General features: G+C 65.3%; 13 protein-coding genes. 6 read left to right on the forward strand and 7 right to left on the reverse strand.

Features of this window, described 5'->3' with window-relative positions; genetic code table 11:
- The first annotated feature begins 14 nt into the window (after positions 1 to 14).
- Positions 15 to 341 carry an ATP-dependent Clp protease adapter ClpS gene (clpS, locus tag ABR323_RS13100; RefSeq protein WP_006366596.1) on the forward strand — a complete coding sequence of 109 codons (327 nt, stop codon included), beginning with the start codon at positions 15 to 17 and terminating at the stop codon, positions 339 to 341.
- Between the two features lie 277 nt (positions 342 to 618).
- Here the strand turns inward: clpS and ABR323_RS13105 are convergent, their stop codons facing one another.
- Positions 619 to 1,431, reverse strand: a complete 813-nt coding sequence (locus tag ABR323_RS13105; protein ID WP_439449617.1) for an APH(6) family putative aminoglycoside O-phosphotransferase — start codon at positions 1,429 to 1,431, stop codon at positions 619 to 621.
- 138 nt (positions 1,432 to 1,569) lie between these two features.
- Here ABR323_RS13105 and clpA point away from each other — a divergent pair, with 138 nt between their 5' ends.
- Positions 1,570 to 3,855, forward strand: coding sequence for an ATP-dependent Clp protease ATP-binding subunit ClpA (clpA, locus tag ABR323_RS13110; RefSeq protein WP_439449618.1), 2,286 nt, complete (start codon positions 1,570 to 1,572; stop codon positions 3,853 to 3,855).
- 74 nt (positions 3,856 to 3,929) lie between these two features.
- Here clpA and ABR323_RS13115 read toward each other — a convergent pair whose 3' ends face one another.
- The 4 genes from ABR323_RS13115 to aat form a co-directional block, all read right to left on the reverse strand.
- The gene (locus ABR323_RS13115) at positions 3,930 to 4,307 is read right to left on the reverse strand and encodes a hypothetical protein (protein WP_439449619.1); all 378 of its coding nucleotides are present in this window, start codon (positions 4,305 to 4,307) and stop codon (positions 3,930 to 3,932) included.
- A gap of 130 nt (positions 4,308 to 4,437) precedes the next feature.
- A complete protein-coding gene (locus ABR323_RS13120) occupies positions 4,438 to 4,710 on the reverse strand; it encodes a hypothetical protein (RefSeq protein ID WP_439449620.1) in 273 nt (90 codons plus the stop codon).
- Between the two features lie 171 nt (positions 4,711 to 4,881).
- Entirely contained in the window at positions 4,882 to 5,100 is a 219-nt protein-coding gene (gene infA, locus ABR323_RS13125) for a translation initiation factor IF-1 (RefSeq protein ID WP_005409596.1), read from the reverse strand.
- A gap of 86 nt (positions 5,101 to 5,186) precedes the next feature.
- Positions 5,187 to 5,927, reverse strand: coding sequence for a leucyl/phenylalanyl-tRNA--protein transferase (gene aat, locus ABR323_RS13130; protein WP_439449665.1), 741 nt, complete (start codon positions 5,925 to 5,927; stop codon positions 5,187 to 5,189).
- Positions 5,928 to 6,000: 73 nt separating this feature from the next.
- Here aat and ABR323_RS13135 point away from each other — a divergent pair, with 73 nt between their 5' ends.
- Positions 6,001 to 7,269, forward strand: coding sequence for a hypothetical protein (locus tag ABR323_RS13135; protein ID WP_439449621.1), 1,269 nt, complete (start codon positions 6,001 to 6,003; stop codon positions 7,267 to 7,269).
- Positions 7,270 to 7,392: 123 nt separating this feature from the next.
- Here the strand turns inward: ABR323_RS13135 and ABR323_RS13140 are convergent, their stop codons facing one another.
- Positions 7,393 to 8,517 carry a GNAT family N-acetyltransferase gene (locus ABR323_RS13140; protein ID WP_439449622.1) on the reverse strand — a complete coding sequence of 375 codons (1,125 nt, stop codon included), beginning with the start codon at positions 8,515 to 8,517 and terminating at the stop codon, positions 7,393 to 7,395.
- A 177-nt stretch (positions 8,518 to 8,694) separates the two neighbouring features.
- Here ABR323_RS13140 and ABR323_RS13145 point away from each other — a divergent pair, with 177 nt between their 5' ends.
- Complete coding sequence (locus ABR323_RS13145) at positions 8,695 to 10,206, forward strand: N-acetylmuramoyl-L-alanine amidase family protein (RefSeq protein ID WP_439449623.1); 1,512 nt, start codon at positions 8,695 to 8,697, stop codon at positions 10,204 to 10,206.
- An 81-nt stretch (positions 10,207 to 10,287) separates the two neighbouring features.
- On the opposite strand, the gene trxB is transcribed toward ABR323_RS13145, so the two are convergent.
- A complete protein-coding gene (gene trxB / locus ABR323_RS13150; RefSeq protein ID WP_135273580.1) occupies positions 10,288 to 11,259 on the reverse strand; it encodes a thioredoxin-disulfide reductase in 972 nt (323 codons plus the stop codon).
- 232 nt (positions 11,260 to 11,491) lie between these two features.
- Here trxB and ABR323_RS13155 point away from each other — a divergent pair, with 232 nt between their 5' ends.
- Both ABR323_RS13155 and ABR323_RS13160 read left to right on the forward strand, forming a co-directional pair.
- On the forward strand, positions 11,492 to 13,852 hold the full coding sequence (locus ABR323_RS13155) for a DNA translocase FtsK (RefSeq protein WP_135273581.1): 2,361 nt from the start codon (positions 11,492 to 11,494) through the stop codon (positions 13,850 to 13,852).
- Positions 13,853 to 13,891: 39 nt separating this feature from the next.
- Positions 13,892 to 15,823: a DUF3857 domain-containing protein gene (locus ABR323_RS13160; protein WP_439449624.1), complete on the forward strand. Its 1,932-nt coding sequence runs from the start codon at positions 13,892 to 13,894 to the stop codon at positions 15,821 to 15,823.
- Positions 15,824 to 15,845 lie beyond the last annotated feature (22 nt).

Genomic DNA, 15,845 nt, shown 5'->3' on the forward strand with positions numbered 1-15,845 from the left:
TCTATAATGGGCAGATGCCCCGCGAGTCTTCCCCCGATTCCCATCACGAGCACGGCGTTGCCGTGGAACCCGCGCGCCCGGAAGTGGCGCCGCCGCCGTTCTACCAGGTGATGCTGCTCAATGACGACTACACCCCGATGGATTTCGTGGTGGACGTGCTGCAGCAGTTCTTCACCATGGACCTGGACAAGGCCACGCAGGTGATGCTGCACGTCCATACCCGCGGCCGGGGTGTGTGCGGGGTGTTCACCCGCGAAGTGGCCGAGACCAAGGTGGCCCAGGTCAACGAATATTCGCGGATGAACCAGCACCCGCTGCTGTGCACGATGGAAAAGGCCTGACCGGCTTTTTGTTGAGTCGAGCGATGCTCGACTGCTTTTCACCCGGGCGTGTCGACCCGGGGTGGGTGTGCCCACCAAGGTGGGCACCTACAAGGGCAGGGGCCTGCATCGATTCCGGACCCGGTGTGCCCACCAAGGTGGGCAGCTACCAGGGCAGGGGTCTGCGTCGATTCCGGACCCGGTGTGCCCACCAAGGTGGGCAGCTACCAGGGCAGAGGCCTGTATCGATCGTGGATGGAGCGTGCCCACCAGGGTGGGCACGTGCCAAGCGCGGATCTCACCCCTCCGCCAGCGCCTCCAGCGCCATCCGCGCCACTACCTCGTCGATCTCGGCGGGGTCTCCGTCATCCCGGAACCACACCGCCGATAGCCCCGCGCTCGCCGCGATCCAGCGCAGCAGGCGCGTGCGTTCCAGGCCGGCCAGCGCGCTCACTTGTTCCAGCCGGGCGGCAAACCGCTCGGGCCGGGTGGCAACGTGGATGTCCGGCCCGCACAGGTCCGGGTTGCTGAACAGTGTCGTGTAATCAAATGCGCGATCACCCAGCAACCGCTTAGGGTCGATCGCCAGCCAGCCGCGTGCGCCGAAGTCCAGCACATTGTCATGATGCAGGTCGCCGTGCAGTGGCCGGATTTCCTGTTCCTCTTCCAGCAAGGCCACCGCCAGTGATCTGCACTGTTCCAGCAGTGGCGGCAGCGCAGCCCTTGGCTGCAGCAGGTCGGCGAACCATCTGGTCAGGCAGACCAGTTCCGCTGGCGGCGCGCTCCGTGGCCGGTGCAGCCGCTGCAGAACCTGGCACAGGATCGTGGTGCAGGCGTCATCGTCGCCGTCGATCGAGCGTTGCCGCAATGAATCACCGTCGGCGCGTTCGATCAGGATCGCCGGTCCCTCGTGGGCCAGCAGGCGGGCGGCGCCATCGCCCTCCCACCAGCGCAGCAGGCGATGGCTGTTCTGCTCCTCGGTCTCGCTGCTGATCTTCAGCATCGCTGGCTCGCCGGTGGTGGTCAGTACCGGCCAGAGGCGGGCATGGGGCGTTTCGATGGCCGGGCCATCACGCCGCAATCGCCAGCGGCTCAGGTAGGGTTCGCTCATGCTCGGTGGGCTGTCCTGGAGTGAATGAAGATCAAGCGATTCGCACTGATAACGCCATCTGAACGCAGCAATCCGCTAGGGTGATGGAAATCGCGTAGTCAGGCCGCATATTGTCCCCATCTGCCGCCGGAGTAATCCATGTTCAGCAAAGACCTCGAACACACCATCGGCCAGTGCTACAAGCGCGCCCGTGAGGCCCGGCATGAGTTCATGACGGTCGAACACCTGCTGTTGGCACTGCTCGACAACCCGTCCGCCCAGGCCGTACTGAAGGCCTGTGGTGCAGACGCCGAACGCCTGCGCCAGGAGCTGGAGCAGGCCATCGAGGCCTCCGTGTCCCGCCTGGCCGAAGATGACGGCCGCGATACCCAGCCGACCCTGGGCTTCCAGCGTGTGCTGCAGCGGGCCGTGTACCACGTGCAGTCCTCGGGCAAGAAGGAGGTCACCGGCGCCAATGTGCTGGTCGCCATCTTCGGCGAGAAGGACTCCCACGCCGTTTATTACCTCAACCAGCAGGATGTCACCCGGCTGGATGTGGTCAATTACCTGTCCCACGGCATCGCCAAGCTGGGCGAGGAGGGCGAGCAGCCCTCTTCTTCCTCCGAGGGCGAGGGCCGCATCGAAGGCGCGGAGGGCGAGCCGAAGGGCGATGCCCTGACCGAGTTCGCCAGCAACCTCAACGAGCAGGCCCGCGCCGGTCGCATCGACCCGCTGGTCGGTCGTGCCGACGAGATCGAGCGCACCATCCAGGTGCTGTGCCGCCGCCGCAAGAACAATCCGCTGTACGTGGGTGAGGCCGGCGTGGGCAAGACTGCCATCGCCGAGGGCCTGGCCCGCCGCATCATTGAAGGTTCGGTGCCGGAGGTGCTGGCCGATGCGGTGATCTACTCGCTCGATCTGGGCGCGCTGGTGGCTGGCACCAAGTATCGCGGCGACTTCGAGAAGCGCCTCAAGAGCGTGCTGACCGCGCTGAAGAAGGTGCCCAACGCGGTGCTGTTCATTGACGAGATCCACACCATCATCGGTGCCGGCTCGGCGTCGGGCGGCACCATGGATGCGTCCAACCTGATCAAGCCAGCGCTGGCGTCCGGCGAGCTGCGCTGCATCGGCTCGACCACCTTCCAGGAATACCGCGGCATCTTCGAGAAGGATCGTGCCCTGGCACGTCGCTTCCAGAAGATCGACATCGTCGAGCCGACGGTGGGTGAGACCTACGAGATCCTGCAGGGCCTGAAGTCCAAGTACGAGCAGCACCACGGCGTGACCTATTCCGACGAGGCGTTGCAGGCGGCGGTGGACCTGTCGGTCAAGCATATCGGCGACCGCCTGTTGCCGGACAAGGCCATCGACGTGATCGATGAGGCCGGAGCCCGCCAGCGCCTGCTGCCGGAAGGCCAGCGCAAGGAGCTGATCGACGTCGAGGAAGTGGAGGCCATCGTCGCCAAGATGGCGCGCATCCCGGCCAAGCAGGTCAGCGCCACAGACAAGGATGTGCTGCAGCATCTGGAGCGCAACCTGAAGATGGTGATCTTCGGCCAGGACCCGGCCATCGATACGCTGGCTTCGGCGATCAAGCTGGCCCGTTCCGGGTTGGGTAATCCGGAAAAGCCGATCGGCAACTTCCTGTTTGCCGGCCCGACCGGTGTCGGCAAGACCGAGGTGACCAAGCAGCTGGCGCTGCAGCTGGGCATCGAGCTGGTCCGCTTCGACATGTCCGAGTACATGGAGCCACATTCGATCAGCCGCCTGATCGGCGCCCCTCCGGGCTACGTCGGTTTCGACCAGGGTGGCCTGCTGACCGAGAAGATCGTCAAGACCCCGCACTGCGTGCTTCTGATGGACGAGATCGAGAAGGCGCATCCGGACATCTTCAACATCCTGTTGCAGGTAATGGACCGCGGCGTGCTGACCGATACCAACGGTCGCGAGGCCAACTTCAAGAACGTGGTGCTGGTGATGACCACCAATGCCGGCGCGGCCCAGGCGTCACGGCGTTCGATCGGCTTCACCAAGCAGGACCATGCCACCGACGCGATGGAGACCATCCGTCGCAGCTTCAGCCCGGAATTCCGCAACCGCCTCGATGCAGTGGTTCAGTTCCAGGCGCTGGGCTTCGAGCACATCCTGCGCGTGGTCGACAAGTTCCTGATCGAGCTGGAGATGCTGCTGCAGGACAAGCACGTCAGCCTGTCGGCCACGCCGACCGCGCGCGACTGGCTGGCCCACCACGGTTTCGATCCGCTGATGGGTGCCCGCCCGATGGCCCGCGTGATCCAGGACAAGATCAAGCGCCCGCTTGCCGACGAGCTGCTGTTCGGCAAGCTGGTCAACGGTGGCAGGGTCAGCATTGATGTCCGCGACGACGAGCTGGTGGTTGAGACCCAGGCCGAGCCGGAGCGGTTGTTGCCGGTGACAGTGGATTGAGCTGACGCCATAGGTTTGGCGTGAAAGACTGGGAATGACAAGGGCGGCTTCGGCCGCCCTTGCCCTGTCTGGTGTCAGCGGCTGCGGCGGCGTGCTTCACGCTTGAACCGCTCGCCATCGATCGGCTCGATGCGCGCAACCTCGCAGCTGCCGCGACCGGTGTCCAGCTCACTCCTTCCCCCGTCGCACAATTGGTCAGCGGCCTTGCCGTCGGTCTTGAAAACGAGGCGGGGTGCCAGCACGGCCGAGGAGCAGCTGTTGCGGAAGTGAACGACATAGTGGTCTTCGTCGGAGCGAAGCAGGATGTTCTTGTCCGCACCGGCGCGGACGATCTGCTGTTCGCCGGACAGGGGCACACATGTGGCCGGAGTGGTCTCGGCTGCACGGGCGGGCGACGCCAGCAGGATGGCCACGGACACGGGAAGGGGGATGAGCAGGGAGGACAGGTTCATGGCGGGGGCAGGGGGCGACGATCCGGACTGGATCGGATCCCAAGATGCCGCCGTCACTGCAAATGCGAATCTGCCGCAAGCAGGGCTGACCTAAGCCACGGTGAGTTCGGTCACGATGACCTTTGGCGCATCAGGCTGTGATCGATCGGAATCCCTGCTGGCGCCCGTGGTCGCCGCCATCCTCGATGACGAATGCAACGGCCTCATGTGGAATATGCAGGCGCTGCTTCAGCGTGCTTCCCGCGTGGGAGATCTCGCGCTGGACCGCAAGGTACAGCGGGTGTGACGCGTCCATGCTGGTGCAGACCAGGCAGGGCTGGCCGAACCAGGTGCCGTCCGGGCCCTTGCTGGCATAGCAGCGGCTGGTGACGGACTGTGGATCCAGGACGATCAGGTAGGTCATGCGCGCAACGCCCTCTGTGAAGAACGCGTTGAGTCTAGACTCCCGGCGCGATGCTGGATTTCAGACAAGGACGAAAATGAACGATCTCAATGACTGGCACTATTCTTCCGCGCACGACAAAGGGCCAGCAGCAAGGCCGGCCCTGTCGGAGTGGCGCCAAGCGCCGACCGCTTACTTCATGCGGTAGGTGATACGACCCTTGGTCAGGTCATACGGGGTCATTTCAACCTTGACCCGGTCACCGGTGAGGATGCGGATGTAGTTCTTGCGCATGCGGCCGGAGATGTGGGCGATGATTTCGTGCCCATTTTCCAGACGAACGCGGAAAGTGGTGTTCGGCAGCGTCTCGCTGACGGTGCCCTCGAACTCGATGGAATCGTCTTTCGACATGTAGTCCTGTGCGGTTCAGAAAACGGCCACGCTGGGCCTAAGGCGCGGTATTTTACGCGTGATGCGCCCAGCTTGCAAAGTTTGCGTTAACCCCCGGCCAAACGTCGTGCCGGAAAGCGCCCCACAGCCTGTGTCCAATGGCCTTCACGGCCGTCACTGCGCACGGCTTGGCGCACGTGATCGAGGAATTCCGCGCGCGGCAGGTGTTCGGCGCCCATCCGCAGCAGGTGCGGATTTTCCACCTGGGCATCGATCAGCTCCCAGCCCCAGCCGTGAAGCGTGGATGCCAGCGCGGCCAGTGCGATCTTGGAACCGCCGCTGGCACCACTGAACATGCTTTCTCCGAAGAACATCGACCCGATGGCCACCCCGTAGATGCCGCCGACCAGGGTCTGCCGGTCCCAGACCTCGACGGAGTGGGCAAAGCCGAGGTCGTGCAGCTGGCTGTAGGCCTCGACCATCGCCGGGCTGATCCAGGTGCCGTCCTGGCCGGGCCGAGGTGCCGCCGCACAGGCGCGCATCACACGGCTGAAGGCGGTGTCAGCGGTGACCTCCCAGGTGCTGCCGCGCAACTGGCGGCGGAAGCGGCTGGACAGATGCACGCCCTCGGTGCGGAACACCATGCGCGGGTCCGGCGACCACCACAGGATCGGCTCGCCCTCGCTGAACCACGGGAAGATGCCGCCGGCATAAGCGTTGAGCAGGCGCATCGGGTGCAGGTCGCCGCCCACCGCGAGCAGGCCGTCTGGCTGGCGCAGGGCGGTCTCGGCCGGAGGGAAAGGAGCGTCCGGCGCATCGGCCAGGCGCCAGGGCAGCTGGCGGGTCATGCCGCCATTGTATTCGTCGTGGTGATCGCGGATGTCTGGCACCATCAGCGTCCAACGGCAAGGAGCCCCACGCATGAGTGACGCGATCACCGCTATCCTCGATGTGCACGACACCCCGCGCACGCGCAACGACAGTCAGGGCATGCTGCTGGCGCTGGCCACTGAGCAGCCGGACCAGCTCGGTGCGCTGATGCTGCAGGCACTCATCCGGCGCTCGCCCAGCTCGACCTTCCTCGATACCGCGCTGGACCTGTTGCCGGACGAATCAGTGGTGCCGGCCTGTGCCGAGGCCTGGCGTCGCTATCGGGATGGCGAGCGCGGCGAACTCCTGGCCAGCGTGATCGAATTCACCAGCTACCAGGCGCCGCAGGTGCTGCAGGACGACTGGGAAGCCTTGCTGGCGCTGGCCATCGAAGACGAGCTGCAGCTGGCTTCGCAGGTATGGCAGGGGCTGCCGTCCGCCACTGCCGCGCAGTGGGCGCAGATTCTGGCGGAGGCCGACGACGATCGCGAGATGGCGCGGGCCAGGGCGCTACTACTCGCGGCGCAGCCCGAGAGCTATGCCGTTGCCCGCGGCTACCTCGCTGACTGGGGCGCGCTGGATGCTGAGGTCTGGGCACATTGGGCCGGCGTGGCCGATGGGCCGCTGCCGCGCCGCCTGCATGGGGAGCGACCGCTGCACATCCGCTTTGGCCGCGAGCAACACCGCGCGCAGCAGGCTGACGAGCCGAGCTGGCGCAAACGCATCTGGCGCCTGCACCCGACCTGGAATGGTGGGCAGGTGCATCACGCCGGCCATATGGGAGGACCGCTGGAAGCGCTGTGTGGCAGCTGCCACGCACCGCTGCAGCGCCTGCTGCAGACCGATGCCGCCGCGCTGCAGCCTGGCGCGGCGGGCGAGATCACGCTTGGCCTGTGCCTGGACTGCTGCGGTTGGGAAGATCCGCCCGTGCGCTTCTATCGCCACGATGCCGCCGGCCTGCCAAGCTGCCACCCCAGCCAGCATCTGCAGGTGCCGGCCACGCCCACCGACAGCGGTGACCTGTTGCGTGCCGAGGTGGGGCTGGCCGCCATGGACAGTGCGCGCTGGCAACAACAGGACTGGGGGCAGTCCAACCATCGGCAGAACCTGTCGCGCGTGGGCGGTGCGCCCAGCTGGGTGCAGAGCGCCTGGTACCCGGCGTGCATCGATTGCGGCCAGGAGATGCCATTCGTGATGCAGCTGGATTCGACACTGCCAACCACGGGTGAGGGCACGCTGCTGTGGGGCAGTGGCGGGATGCTCTATACGTTCTGGTGCGCGACGTGCAGGGTGAGCGGGCACTTCTGGCAGTGCACCTGAGCACTGCGTCCTCGCTATTGCCCTGGTAGATGCCAACGTTGGTTGGCACGCCTCATTGCCCTGGTAGATGCCAACCTTGGTTGGCACGCTTTTCGGCACCGCGCCGGTCGAGCAAGCTCGACTCTACGTTCCTGCGCGGAACGGGCTATGCCCCTGCTGCTCCTGCTGATAACGCCGCACATCGCGTCGCTCCTGTCTGCACCAGTCCCCTAGCGCCTCGGCGAATTCCGGATCGGCCACCCAGTGCCGGCTGCGCACCAGGGTTGGCAGGAACCCGCGTGCCAGCTTGTGCTCGCCCTGCGCCCCGGGCTCGAAGCGGGTCAGCCCTTCGCGCAGGCAGTACTCGATGCCCTGGTAGTAGCAGGCCTCGAAGTGCAGGCCGGGCAGGGTAGCGCCGCCCCAGTAGCGGCCGTACAGCGTGTCACCTCCGCGAAGGCACAGCGCGCCGGCAATCGGCTCGCCGTCCTGTTCGGCCAGGAACAGCACCAGCCCGCGGCCCAATGAAATGGCCAGGTGGCGCAGGAAGGTCTCGGTCAGCGCCGGGGCGTTGCCGTATTCAAGGAAGGTCTGCAGATAGAAGCGGTACATCGCCTGCAGGTCGGTGCGGCTGGCGTCGTCGCCGTGCACCACGCGGAAGCTGATGCCCTGGCGCGTGACCTTGGCGCGCTCCTGGCGGATGTTCTTGCGGTGCTTGTGGTCCATCGCGCCGATGAACTGATCGAACGTGGTCCAGTCGCCCGGGTTCTGCCACTGGAACTGCACGTCCTCGCGCAGCAGCCAGTCATCGCCGAACTGGGACTCGTCGCTGGCGGTGTGGAAGTTGATATGGGCGGAGGAGACATCAAGCGCCGGCAGCGCGTCACGCAGTGCTGACAGAAGTGCGGCGCGCTCTGAATCGTGACGGGCCAGCAGTCGCGGCCCGGTGACCGGCGAGTACGGCACCGCGCCCAGCCATTTCGGGTAGTAATCGCGGCCATGGCGGGCATACGCGTTGGCCCAGGCGTGATCGAACACGAACTCGCCGTGCGAGTTGGTCTTCAGGTAACCCGGAATGGCGCCAGTCAGGCGATCACCTTCCCACAGCGTGAAGTGCCGGCGCTGCCAGCCCCAGTCTTCGCGCAGGCAGCCGTGCTGTTCCAGGCCTGAGAGGAAGGCGTGGCTGACGAACGGGTTCTGCCCGTCGTGCAGGGCATCCCAGTCGGTGGCGGGAATGGACTGCAGGGAGTCGAGGAAGCGGGGGGAAGACATGGGGGAAGGATAGGGCAGGCGGGGTGCGAAAAGTGTTGCCGCACTCGACTTGAGGATTATCCGAATTGGTCGAAATCGCGAGTCGGTTCAACGAAGTAGCTGGGAGCTGGATGGGACATTCCATCTTCGCGCCCTTCTGGCGCATACCCACATCGAAGGATTCGATACATGGAATGCATGAATGCTCTCCGTTGCTCTGCGTTTGCACTGATCATTGCTGGCCTGGGCGCTGGGCCGGCAGCGATTGCCCAGCCCGCACATGCGATGATCGAGACTGATCCAGCGCTGGATCTGCTGCTGACGCGAGAGGCGCAGCGGATGCTTGACGCGCACCAGATCCGAACGTCGCGGTCGACTCATGTGGTCGTAAAGGCTTCCGTCGATCTGGAACGCCAGCGGCTGATCATACGCTTCGGCCCTGGCATGTTGCCTGCGGAGGATGATCACTCACTTGAGGAAATCGAGCAGTACATCCGGAGCTCGCTTGAGTTCTATGCATTGACGTCCGGCGCAGGCGAGGTCCAGTCGGAGGTCCTGTACGAAGGAAAGCCCTACTGGGAGCACTTTCCAATCATGCCTGCGGCAGCCTCTCAGTCATCGGATGCTTCAAGGGTGAACCCGGTACTGGTCTCTGCAAGTCACGGCCTGGTTCGTGTGCATCCTGGATTGGAGTGGGAGTTCCAGCGCCCTGCCAGGAATGGCGTTCAGGAGGATCTGATTACCGTTGGCTATGCCGAAGAACTGCAGCAGTTGATGGAAGAGCGTGGAGGGCGGGTGATCCACCGGGCGCGTCGCAATCAGGGCGACCTGCATCCAGAGTCCGAGAGGGCCTGGAACGAAATGTCATCCAGGTACCATCTCCGCGATCTGCTGCCAGATCGGCCGGATATCTGGAATCACTTTGTCAACAGCGCGGCGACAGACAGGGAGGTTTCCGATGATATTCGTGCCCGGCCCTACTATGCGAATCATCTTGGTGCAGCAGGGTTGCTCAGCATCCACACAAATGCGGATGCCTCGGGCGCGGCTCGGGGCACGCGCGTGTACTACCATCCGCGCAAGCCAGGTGATCAACAGCTTGCCGACATGGTGCTCTGCTACATGCGCGAGCTCATTACGGCACAGGAGGAGTATGCAGACTTCCCTGTTGCGGCGGCGGGTGCAGCCGCCGGCCACGGTGAAAACGGATTCGCGCAGATGCCATCGGTGGTTGTCGAAGTTGCCTTCCACACAAACCCAACCGATGCCGCAGCGTTGCTGGACCCGGCATTTCGCACCGCCTCAATGAAGGGTGTCGAGAAGGGCTATCGGCTGTTCCGCGAAGGCGAGGGTTGTGTGCCGTTGAAGGTGGAGCCCATCCAGTCCATCGAGCTGTCCGCGGGGAATTCTCGGCGTGTCGACGTGGTGTTCGAGGGCCACCCCCGGTACCCGATTGATCTGGTCACCACCAATGTGGGTTGCCCGCCCGGGTGGACCTGCACCGACGGCAAGGTCCACATCGCTGCGCCGGACGAGAAGCCCAGTCAGATCATCATGAAGTGCGAGAACGCTGGCAGCGCCCCCTTGTTCTGGAACACGCAGGTGGTCGATGCCGATGGGGTGACGTCGCCGCCGGTCAGGCACAGGGTGCAGTGCATACGGCGGCCAGATGGGTTGAGTGTTGCGGCGACAGGGCTGGCCGGTTCGTGAAAACGAAAAGGCCGACGCACTGGCGTCGGCCTTCTATCCGGAGTCGAGTGTGGCTCGACCCTACAGAAGCGGGTCCGCCTCTCAGCTGGCCTTGCCCTGCGCGTCCAGGTAGCGCTCGGCATCCAGCGCGGCCATGCAGCCGAAGCCGGCCGAGGTGATCGCCTGGCGGTAGTGCTGGTCGGCCACGTCGCCGGCGGCGAACACGCCTTCCACCGAGGTCTCGGTGGCGTTGCCGCCCAGGCCCGAACGGATTTCCAGGTAGCCGTTGTTCATCGCCAGCTGGCCGTCGAACAGCTGGGTATTCGGATGGTGGCCAATCGCCACGAAGAAGCCGTGGGCGTCGATGTCGCGGGTGCTGCCGTCCAGGGTCGACTTCACGCGCACGCCGGTTACGCCTGCCTCGTTGCCCAGCACTTCTTCCACCTGGTGGTGCCAGACCGTTTCGATCTTGCCGGCGGCAACCTTGGCGAACAGCTTGTCCTGCATGATCTTTTCCGCCTTCAGGGTGTCGCGGCGGTGGACCAGGTAGACCTTGCGGGCGATGTTGGACAGGTACAGGGCTTCTTCCACGGCGGTGTTGCCGCCGCCGACCACAACGACGTCCTGGTCACGGTAGAAGAAGCCGTCACAGGTGGCGCAGGCGGACACGCCGCGGCCCTTGAACTCGTCCTCGGTCGGAATGCCCAGGTACTTGGCGGTGGCGCCGGTGGAGATGATCAGCGCATCGCAGGTGTACTCGTGGCTGTCGCCGATCAGCTTGAACGGGCGCTGCGACAGGTCGGCGGTATGGATGTGGTCGAAGATGACTTCGGTCTCGAAGCGCTCGGCGTGGGCCTGCATGCGCGCCATCAGGTCCGGGCCCATCAGGCCGTGGGCGTCACCGGGCCAGTTGTCCACCTCGGTGGTGGTCATCAGCTGGCCGCCCTGCTGCAGGCCGGTGATCACGACCGGCTTCAGGTTGGCGCGGGCGGCGTAGACGGCGGCGGTCCAACCGGCCGGGCCGGAACCGAGGATGACGAGGCGCTGGTGACGGGAGGGCAGGCTGGTGCTCATGTAAACTCGCGAAAAGGTAGATGGGACAAGGCGCTGGCGATGTTTGCGCAGCATCCGTGGCTGGTCATAGAGTGGCGGCTGGGGCAGGGCGATTCAAGCCGATGAACAGAACGCCGTCATCCAGCGGTGGTTCTGGCGGCCAAACGCCCTGTCAGATGTCGCATAACTGAAAACTGACGCCGTCTCATTTATTATCAATCACTAACAGCGCATTCCAAAGGTATGGTCTAAGGTGGCGAAGCAGGTCCCCGAACGCTCCAAGTCCGACGACAGCAAGGCGTCACGTCGCACGGCCGCGGCGGCGACGACCGACAATCCACGCCGCCAACGCCTCTGGCGCGACCTTGGCCTGATCGCCATCGCGCCGGCGCTGCTGTACCTGGCGGCCAGTCTGTTCACGTATTCAGCTACCGATCCGGGCTGGTCGCACACCGGCAGCGTGGTCGCGCCGGTGCACAACCTTGGCGGCCGCGCCGGGGCCTGGATCGCCGACGTGCTGCTGCAGTTGTTCGGCTACATCGCCTTCCTGCTCCCGGTGGTGCTGGGTGCGCTGGCGTGGATCGCCATGTTCGGGCTCAAGCGCGAAAGCAAGGGCGAAAATGACCTGGACCCGGCGCTGCGCCTGGTCGGGCTGGTCGGCTTCCTGATCGCGGGCACCGGCTTCCTGCACGTTCGCCTGTTCAGCGGTGACGTCTCCAGTGCGGGCGGCATCCTCGGCAAACTGGTCGGCAATTCGCTCACGGTGGGTTTCGGCGCGCTGGGCGCGAACCTGTTCGTGCTGGTCCTGTTGCTGGCCTCGATCACCCTTGCGACCGGGCTGTCCTGGTTCGTGGTGATGGAGAAGATCGGCCGCGGCGTGATGTCGCTGGCGCCGTTGCTGGAGCGCAAGAAGGAAGAAGTCACCGAGTGGAAGCAGACCCGGGTGATGCGCGAGGAGCGCCAGGAAGTGCGCAAGGCCGATGCTGAGGTGCGCGCCAAGCGCGAGCCGGTGAAGATCGAGCCGCGCCCGGAACCGGTGATCGAGAAGAGTGATCGGGCCAAGCGCGACACGCAGATTCCGATGTTCCGTGGCGTCAACGGCGACGGCTCGGACCTGCCGCCGCTGGCCCTGCTGGACGACCCCAAGCCGCAGCCGGTGGGCTATGACAAGGAAACCCTGGACGCGCTGTCGCGGCAGATCGAGTTCAAGCTGAAGGATTTCCGCATCGACGCCCAGGTGGTCGGTGCCAACCCCGGCCCGGTCATCACCCGCTTCGAGATCGAGCCCGCGCCGGGCATCAAGGTCAGCCAGATCAGTTCGCTGGACAAGGACATCGCGCGCGGCCTGTCGGTGAAGTCGGTGCGCGTGGTGGACGTGATTCCGGGCAAGTCGGTGATCGGCCTGGAAATTCCCAACGTCACCCGCGAGATGATCTACCTGTCCGAGCTGCTGCGCTCGAAGGAATACGACAAGTCGGCCAGCGTGCTGACCCTGGCGCTGGGCAAGGACATTGCCGGGCGCTCGACCGTGGCCGATCTGGCGCGCATGCCTCACCTGCTGGTGGCCGGTACCACCGGTTCGGGCAAGTCGGTGGCGGTCAACGCCATGGTGCTGAGCCTGCTGTTCAAGGCCTCGCCGAAAGACCTGCGGATGCTGATGATCGACCCGAAGATGCTCGAACTGAGCGTCTACCAGGGCATCCCGCACCTGCTGGCGCCGGTGGTCACCGACATGAAGGAGGCCGCTAACGGCCTGCGCTGGTGCGTGGCCGAGATGGAGCGCCGCTACAAGCTGATGAGCGCGGTGGGCGTGCGCAACCTGGCCGGCTTCAACAAGAAGGTGAAGGAAGCCCAGGACGCCGGCCAGCCGATGATGGACCCGCTGTTCAAGCCGAACCCGGAACTGGGTGAGGCGCCGCGTCCGTTGGAGACTTTGCCGTTCATTGTCATCTTCATCGACGAATTCGCCGACATGATGATGATCGTCGGCAAGAAGGTGGAAGAGCTGATCGCGCGCCTGGCACAGAAGGCGCGTGCGGCCGGCATCCACCTGATCCTGGCCACGCAGCGCCCGTCGGTGGACGTGATCACCGGCTTGATCAAGGCCAACATCCCGACCCGCATCGCTTTCCAGGTCAGCTCCAAGATCGACTCGCGCACCATCCTCGACCAGTCCGGTGCGGAAACCCTGCTGGGCCACGGCGACATGCTGTATCTGCCGCCGGGTACCGCTATGCCCGAGCGCGTGCACGGCGCGTTCGTCTCCGACGAGGAAGTGCACCGCGTGGTCGAACACCTCAAGGCGATGGGCCCGGCCGACTATGTCGACGGCGTGCTGGACGAAGTGCAGACGATGGGCGACGGCGTGGTCGTCGGTGCCACCGGCCTGCCCGAGAACAGCTCTGCCGGCGATGAGTCCGACCCGTTGTATGACGAAGCGCTGCGGGTGGTCACCGAGACCCGCCGCGCCTCGATTTCCGGCGTGCAGCGCCGGCTGAAGATCGGCTACAACCGTGCAGCGCGACTGATCGAGGCCATGGAAGCGGCCGGCGTGGTCAGTTCGCCCGAGCACAACGGCGACCGCACGGTGCTGGCACCGCCGCCGCCGAAGTAAGACCCGACGTATCCCCCACGACGTCCAAGGAACCGACGCATGCTTCACCCCGTACCCAGCGCGCTGGCACTGGCGCTGGCAGCCTTCCTGGCTGCCGGCCCGGCACTGGCAGACACCGCCACCTCCGCGCCCGCCACGGCGCCGCCTTCCACTCGCGGCGATACCGAAGCCAGCAATAATTTCAGCATTGTCCGTTACCGCGCCGACTACCAGGTGCGGCCGGATGCAGGCAATGTGCAGACCGAAACCTACGAAGTCCTGCTCAAGACCAAGGCCTCGGTCGAGCAGTTCAGCCAGGTGCGGCTGAGCTACAGCGAAAAGATGGAGACGCTGGAAGTGCTCGGCGCCTACACCATCACCGCCGATGGCCAGCGCCGTGACGTGCCGGCCGACCGCATCTACACCCAGGAGAGCTACTCCAGCGCCTCGGCGGCAATGTATGCCGACCGCAAGGTGCGGGTGATCGTGTTCCCGAACCTGGCCCCGGGTACGCGCCTCTACTACCAGGTGCGCCGCACCCAGGCCACGCCGTACTTCCCGGGCTACTTCGGCCTGTGGGAAACCTTCAACGTGTTCACCGAATACGAGGACGCCGAAGTCACCCTGAGTGCGCCGGCCAATCTGCCGATGTTCGTCGACAGCCGCGGCGTGCAGGGCAGCGATCGCCCGACGGTGAAGAACGGCCAGGCGCAGTGGCGCTGGCGCTACCAGCGTCGCGAAGCCATGCCAGCACAGAACTGGTCGGCGGCGGGCTGGGAGTTCGGCCCGAACATCATGGCCAGCACGTATCGTGACTGGTCGCAGATGGGTCGCGCCTATCAGCTCAAGGCCGGCCCGGCCGCGCAGGTCACGCCGGAACTGCAGGCGCTGGCCGACCAGGTCACCGCCGGCATCAGTGACCGTCGCGAGCAGGCCGATGCGCTGTACCGCTGGGTGGCGCAGAACATCCGCTATGTGGCGGTGTACCTGGGCAATGGCGGCCTGGAGCCGAACAGCGCGCAGAGCATCCTCGACAACCACTACGGTGACTGCAAGGACCACGTGACGATCCTCGAGGCGCTGCTGGCGGCCAAGGGCATCGCCAGTTCGCCGGTGCTGATTGGCGCGGGCGGTGGCCCGACGCTGCCGAAGATTCCGGTGCTGGGCCGCTTCAACCACGCCATCACCTACATCCCCGAGTTCGATCTGTATCTCGATTCGACCACTGCGTGGGCGCGCTTCGGGCAGCTGCCGGAAGGTGACCTGGGTGCGCCGGTGATGCGCACCCGCGACGCCACGCTGGCGCGTACCCCGGCCAACACGCCGGAGCGCAATGCCACCTCGATGGAAGTGCGTTTCACCTTCGACGCCAACGGCAACCTGCGCGGCGAGACGATTCCCAAGCTGGGCGAGAACGCCGAGATCGGCATGCGCGCCCAGTTCTCCCAGCTCAACGCGCAGAACCGTGCGCGCGCTGAAGAGCAGATCATGGCCGCGTCCGGTTTCGACGGGCGAGGGCAGCTGCAGATCCAGGGCGTGCCGGTCGACCTGACCCGGCCGTTCGGCTATCGCATGGCGTTCCAGGCCGAGGACTACGCCGACTTCAGCGTGGCCGGCGGCATGGCCGTGCCGGATCCGCCGGGTGGCGAGTCGGTGCGCGGGCTGTATGCAACCGCCTCGGCGCCGGCCAACGAGACGCCGTTCTACTGCAATGCCAGCCTGCGCGAAGAGACCTATCGCCTGCAGTTCCCGGCCAATGCACCGATCATCGCCATCCCGGCCAGCCAGCGTTTCACCAATGCCGCCGGCGAGTACCGGGTGGACTGGAGTCGCGAGGAGCAGGATGTGATCGTGCACCACCGGTTGCAGCAGAACGCGGTGCGTGGGCCAGAGGCGCTGTGCCAGCCGCAGGACTACACCGCGTTCCGCGCGCTGTATCGCGAAGTGCGGCGCGGTTTCCGCGGCCAGGTGCTGTACGGCAAGTTGAAGTAGAGCCACACCACGCGTGGGTGGT

This window comes from Stenotrophomonas sp. ATs4, from assembly GCF_051861585.1.
Taxonomy (GTDB): Bacteria; Pseudomonadota; Gammaproteobacteria; order Xanthomonadales; family Xanthomonadaceae; genus Stenotrophomonas; species Stenotrophomonas maltophilia_AS.